Origin of the sequence: Hyphomonas sp. (genome assembly GCF_040882205.1) — a bacterium.
Classification (GTDB): domain Bacteria; phylum Pseudomonadota; class Alphaproteobacteria; order Caulobacterales; family Hyphomonadaceae; genus Hyphomonas.
In genome coordinates this window covers 1-5,438 of record NZ_JBBEBT010000120.1, presented here as the reverse complement: position 1 = coordinate 5,438, position 5,438 = coordinate 1, and the positions used below count along the sequence as shown (strand labels likewise).

Annotated in this window: 5 protein-coding genes and 2 pseudogenes; 6 read left to right on the top strand and 1 reads right to left on the bottom strand. The window is 64.6% G+C overall.

The window, feature by feature from the left end:
- The 5 genes and pseudogenes from WEA77_RS04715 to WEA77_RS04695 form a co-directional block, all read left to right on the top strand.
- Positions 1-491 (top strand): annotated as a pseudogene (locus tag WEA77_RS04715) (acetyl-CoA C-acyltransferase); the annotation flags it as partial.
- Positions 492-607: 116 nt separating this feature from the next.
- Positions 608-1,498 carry an alpha/beta hydrolase family protein gene (locus tag WEA77_RS04710; protein ID WP_368066710.1) on the top strand — a complete coding sequence of 297 codons (891 nt, stop codon included), beginning with the start codon at positions 608-610 and terminating at the stop codon, positions 1,496-1,498.
- Positions 1,499-1,547: 49 nt separating this feature from the next.
- Positions 1,548-2,591, top strand: a complete 1,044-nt coding sequence (locus WEA77_RS04705) for a class I SAM-dependent methyltransferase (protein WP_368066709.1) — start codon at positions 1,548-1,550, stop codon at positions 2,589-2,591.
- Between the two features lie 7 nt (positions 2,592-2,598).
- A complete protein-coding gene (locus WEA77_RS04700) occupies positions 2,599-3,273 on the top strand; it encodes a pseudouridine synthase (RefSeq protein ID WP_368066708.1) in 675 nt (224 codons plus the stop codon).
- A 131-nt stretch (positions 3,274-3,404) separates the two neighbouring features.
- Positions 3,405-3,548 (top strand): hypothetical protein, encoded by a 144-nt coding sequence (locus WEA77_RS04695; protein WP_368066707.1) that lies wholly within the window; start codon positions 3,405-3,407, stop codon positions 3,546-3,548.
- 603 nt (positions 3,549-4,151) lie between these two features.
- Here the strand turns inward: WEA77_RS04695 and WEA77_RS04690 are convergent.
- Positions 4,152-4,680 (bottom strand): annotated as a pseudogene (locus WEA77_RS04690) (transposase); the annotation flags it as partial.
- Between the two features lie 448 nt (positions 4,681-5,128).
- Here WEA77_RS04690 and WEA77_RS04685 point away from each other — a divergent pair.
- Positions 5,129-5,438: MipA/OmpV family protein (locus WEA77_RS04685; protein ID WP_368066706.1), on the top strand; the 310-nt coding region annotated here is incomplete at its 3' end.

Genomic DNA, 5,438 nt, shown 5'->3' with positions numbered 1-5,438 from the left:
AGATCGAAGGCAAGGTGATCCACGTTCAGCTTGCCGGTAATTCCTCGGGCGTGGTGGACGGCGCTGCCGCCCTGCTGCTCGCCTCGGAAGGCTACATGAAGAAGCACGCCCTGAAAGCCCGCGCCCGCATCGTTGCGACGGCAAACATGGGCGACTGCCCGACGCTGATGCTGAACGCACCGGTCGCTGCTGCCAGGAAAGTGCTCGAGAAAGCCGGCCTGAAAACCACCGACATCGACGTTTACGAAATCAACGAGGCGTTTTCGGTTGTCGCCGAGAAATTCATCCGTGACCTGAAACTCGACCGCGAGAAAGTGAACATCAATGGCGGCGCCATGGCCCTCGGCCACCCGATTGGCGCCACCGGCTCGATCCTGATCGGGACCTGCCTTGACGAACTCGAGCGCTCGGGCGGGCGCTACGGCCTCGTCACCATGTGCGCCGCCGGCGGCATGGCGCCGGCGATCATCATCGAACGCCTCGACGCCTGAGGCGTCCCGCAAGGGGCAGAAGACCAAACCCCGCCGGTTCACACCGGCGGGGTTTTTCTTTAAGCTCTGGCCCCGGCGAGGGGCAGCGTGCTAGCCAGGTGCAAAGGAGAATCCCGATGAAACACGCCGCCATCGCTGCACTGGGGAGCGCCCTTCTGGCCGCTTGCACGAGCGTTCCCGGCAGTACGGTTTCACGCTTCGCTGATCCGGCAATCTTCGATGAAGCCTTCCCGCCCGGCCTCGCCGAAGTCTTCTTCGACAGCGACGGCGACCGGCTGAACGGACACATCTATCTGGCGAATGGCGCTGGCCCGCATCCGACCGTAATCCTGCTGCATGGCTTTCCCGGCAATGAGAAGAACCTCGACCTGGCCCAGGCCCTGCGCCGCGGCGGCTTCAACGTGCTCTTCTTCCATTATCGCGGCGCCTGGGGCAGCGAGGGGACCTATTCCTTCACGCATGTGATCGAGGATGTCGACGCCGCCGCAGGCTTCCTTCGCGCCAACGCCGCCGCCTACCGGGTCGATCCGGCAAAGCTGATCACCATCGGTCATTCGATGGGCGGCTTTGCCTCACTGCAGGGCGCGGCGCGCGATCCGGCAATTGTCTGCGCCGCCGCAATCGCGCCGGCCAACATGGGCTCGCGCGCTGCCGCGTTCGATGCCGATCCCGAACAGCTGGCAGGTTTCATCGCCTATTCCGGCAGCCTGCAGATGCTGGCGGGCTTCAGCGGCGAAGCAGCCGTAGCGGAAGTCCGTGCCAACCGGGCGGATTTCGAGCTGACATCACTGACGCCGGGCCTTGCCGGAAAACGGGTGCTGATCATCGGGGGCGACAAGGACGCGACAATCGCGCTCGACCTCGTGATCAATCCGCTGATTGCGGCCTATAAGGCCGATCCCGCCATCGAGACGACCGGCGTTATTCTCTCCGGCGACCATTCCTTTTCATGGTCGCGCGAGGCGCTGATCAATACGGTAGCGGACTGGGCGGCGGGCTGCCGCTGAGGCGCAAGACGGCTTTCCTTCCGGGGCGCGGGCGGCTATCGCAGCGCGGATGATGGATGCTGTAGTCTTCGATACCCTGCTGCTCGCCCTTGAGGATTGGGCTGTGCCCCTTCCCGGGAGTGGCCCCATACTCGTGCTGAATGCTGAACCGGGCCCCTGGCTGATGCAATTGCCGAAGGATCAGCTGGTCTGCCGGACCAGCTTCAAGCCGAGCCATGACGCACTGAAAGCAGCGGGGCTCAGTGTGCTTGCGGTGGATTCGGTGAACCTGCCGGATGCAATGCTGACCATCGTCGTGCCGCCGCGCCAGCGCGATCAGGCGCGCGCGCTGTATGCCCGCGCGCTGCTGGCCGCGCCGGAGGGCGGCTATGTGCTGGCCAGCCTGCCGAACAATCTGGGGGGCAAGACCGGCGAGAAGCAGCTGGCGGAAATCGCCGGTGAGGCAGCCAGCCTCTCGAAACACAAGTGCCGGGCCTTCTGGACCTATAAGGTGGACGCGGTTGTAAACCATCCGTTGGCGGAAGAGTGGATCGAGCAGGATGCGATCCGCGAGATCGAACCCGGTCTGTTCAGCCGTCCGGGCCTGTTCAGCTGGGACCGCGTGGACCCCGGCAGCGAACTGCTGGCTGACAGCGTGCCAGAGCAGACCAAGGGCATCGGCGCAGACCTCGGCGGCGGCTATGGTTTCCTCAGCCGGGAAATCCTGACCAATTGCCCGAAGGTGGAGCGGATGGACCTCTACGAGGCCGAGTACCGCGCCATTGCCTGCATCCATGAAACGCTTGCACCTTTTGAAGGCCGCTTCACGGCGCACTGGGCGGACGTGCTGACCAGCCTGCCGAAGTCTGCCTACGATTTCATCGTGATGAACCCGCCCTTCCATACGGGGCGGACTGACAACTCCGCCCTCGGACGGAGTTTCATCCGCGCTGCCGCGCAGGCGCTGAAGCCCGGCGGCACGCTCTGGCTCGTCGCCAATCGCCACCTGCCCTATGAGGCGCAGCTCGCGGCCTGTTTCAAGCAGAGCGAGATGCTCGAGGATGAAGCAGGCTACAAGATTATCCGCGCCGAGCGGCCCAAGCGCCAGAAATGACGGGCCGATGAGGGATACGCTCAAGCTTGCGAAACAGCTTGCCGGGCTCGGCTATGGCTCGCGCAAGCAAGTGGCCATCGCCATCCGCGACGGGCGCGTGACTGGCGATGGGGAGGACCTGCGCTTTGAAGGCGAGCCGGTCGACCCGCCGCATGGCATTGTTCTGATGCTGAACAAGCCGGCGGGCTTCACCTGTTCGCACGCTGATCAGGGCCGTCTCGTCTATGAACTCCTGCCGCCGCGCTTGCGGAAACGCGATCCCAAGATGTCGTCGGCCGGGCGGCTCGATGCGGACACGACCGGCCTCCTGCTCTTCACCGACGACGGCGCCCTGCTTCACCGGCTGATCTCTCCGAAATCCAGCATTCCCAAGACCTATGAAGCGCGCCTTGCCCGCCCGCTTGAGGGGCATGAGGCGGCCCTGTTTGCCTCCGGGGCGCTGGTGCTGCGGGGCGAGGAGAAACCCTGCCTGCCGGCCGCACTGGAGGTGACCGGCGCGCAGGTAGCCAGCCTGACGCTGACCGAGGGGCGCTACCACCAGGTGCGCCGCATGTTCGCGGCGGCCGGCAATCATGTCGACGCCCTGCACCGCAGCCGCTTCGGCCCGCTCAGGCTGGAGGGCCTGCCTGAAGGCGCCTGGCGCATACTGACAGGCGGCGAAGTCGCCGCACTGAAAGCCTGAACCGGCAGGCCAGGACGCGCGCAATTCGCTGATAAGTATGGGCTTTTCAGAGCTTTCTGTAGCGATCTTAACGCGTAATGGATAGGATGACGGCGTTACTCGGTGATGGACCCGCCAGGGGGACTGCCAGGATGACCAACCGCCCCAGGCGGCTGGCAATCTTCCGCGCCCCGAGCACACCGCGCGGCGCGCAGCATCACATGGTGACGCTAATAGCAGATTTCCTGTCAGACCCGGGCGTCGAGGTGATCCACCTGCATGGCACCGGCCGGTAGGTTCCCGCCCACGGCTTCTTCGTGCACGTGGGTCTTTAGGCCGGGCCGCACAGCATAACCCGCTTCGCGCAACGTTATCCCGGGCAGGCCAAGGCCGCCGCAGGCGACATCCGCAGGCGCAGGTTTGCCGATAGCCGCCATGAATACAGCGCGAAGAACCAGGTGCGTCCATTCAGGCCGGGTGTCAGGGAACATAACGTAGCGGACTGAAAAACGCCGGCGCCCATTGCCCGTACTGATAGCGCTGTCCGGCCGGCCGCGGAGAGATCAGACCGGACTGTCAGGCCGGTCAATTTCGCGGCGACCTGGACGCTGAACAGGTACCAGCCTGCAAGCGGTGCAAGGCGCAGGCCCATAGCGCTCCTTGAATACCATCGTTCGTGATGCAAAACGTCACGGCCGGCGCGTTTCAAGCGGCCGGTTCAGAAGGCCGGGGTTGCATCTCGCAAACTGCCAGCCACGCTGCCCAGGCCGCTCCAGATGGAGGACCAGAAGAACTTGCAGAACGAGGTAAGGCTGAAGGCGGCCAGTTGCGGACACCGGATGAAGTATGCCGCAATGCCCGCAAGCGCAGCGCCAACTAATACCAACCCGCGCTGATCATCACCCGTGGGCCCAGTTCCGCAGATCAATGGACATGATTTTCCATGGTCGGATTGCGAGCTTTTCCCATGCTTCGCAGCATAGGGCGACGATCTGTTCGTAATCTTTGAAGACGCGGCTCGAGAGCCAGTTGCCGCGCATGTACTGCCAGATATTTCCGGGCCGGATTGAGCCAAGGTGATTTGGGCGGCTGCGCCAGGATAGTGACATTGTCTGGCACAATCAGCTTGGGGGTCGTGTGCCAGCCGGCCTGATCCATGATGAGGACGGCGTGTGCCCCAGGGGCGACAGCCTTGCTGATTTCGGCGAGATGCGAGGTTCACCGCGCAGGTATTGCTACCCAAGGCAGGACCAGCCCGGCGCAGGTAGCGCGGGCCGGGCAGATCGCGCCAAAGGCGAGCCCTTGTCCGCCATTGGTCCGAGGACAATGGCGAGCAGCCCATTTCGTAAGCTGATCATGCGGCGCGCTGGGGCGTGTGCCGCGCCGGGCCCAGCGCCGTTTGATCTTGCTGTTCTGGCCGAGGCGCGCGCTGCCAAGGTAATCCGTAGACAGAGTGACGGTGACGATACCGCCAGTCGGCGCGCGCCCCTCGCTGGCCAGCGCCGCGCAGCGGGAGGGGCCGATCGCATTGTCCGCCAGCGAGGCGATCAGCCCGCGACGCCAGCGACCGCGTCAATTGCAGCGCGCCCCGGCAAGCCAGGGGCAGATCGAAACTTCCTGCGCCGCGCTGCGCAAACAGAGCGGCCCCCGCGCATCCGGGAACCGCGATTTGCGGAAATGCGGCGCAGCCTTCGGGCGCAGCGCGTCCCGGCATGGCGCGCACTTTCCGCGCGGCGCCCCTGCCGGTCCTGACTTCACGCGGCGGGGCTCTCTGACGGTCAGGGGAATGGCCCCTCAAAGGGCCGGTTGCTGTTCGAGCATTTGATCCGGGCCAGCCGCCGCAACGTACTGCGCCGCAAGTAACAGGGATAGTTCAATGCGCGCCACCTTACTTTTCGCCGGGCTGTCCTTGGCCGCGCTGCCCGCCCTTGCCCAAGCGCCAGAGCCAGCCGAAGGCTGGCAGGTCACCGTCGGCGCCGGCAGTCTGTATGCGCCGACCTATGAAGGCGATGACGACTACGCCGTTTCAGTTGTGCCCAACATTGAGTTCAAATATTCCGACCGGTTCTTCGCCTCAGTGCAGGAAGGCGTTGGATATAACTGGATCAGGTCCGAGACCTTGTCGGCCGGCCCCATTGGCCGCGTTGAGTTTTCCCGCGACGAGGACAGCGACCAGTCCTTCGCCC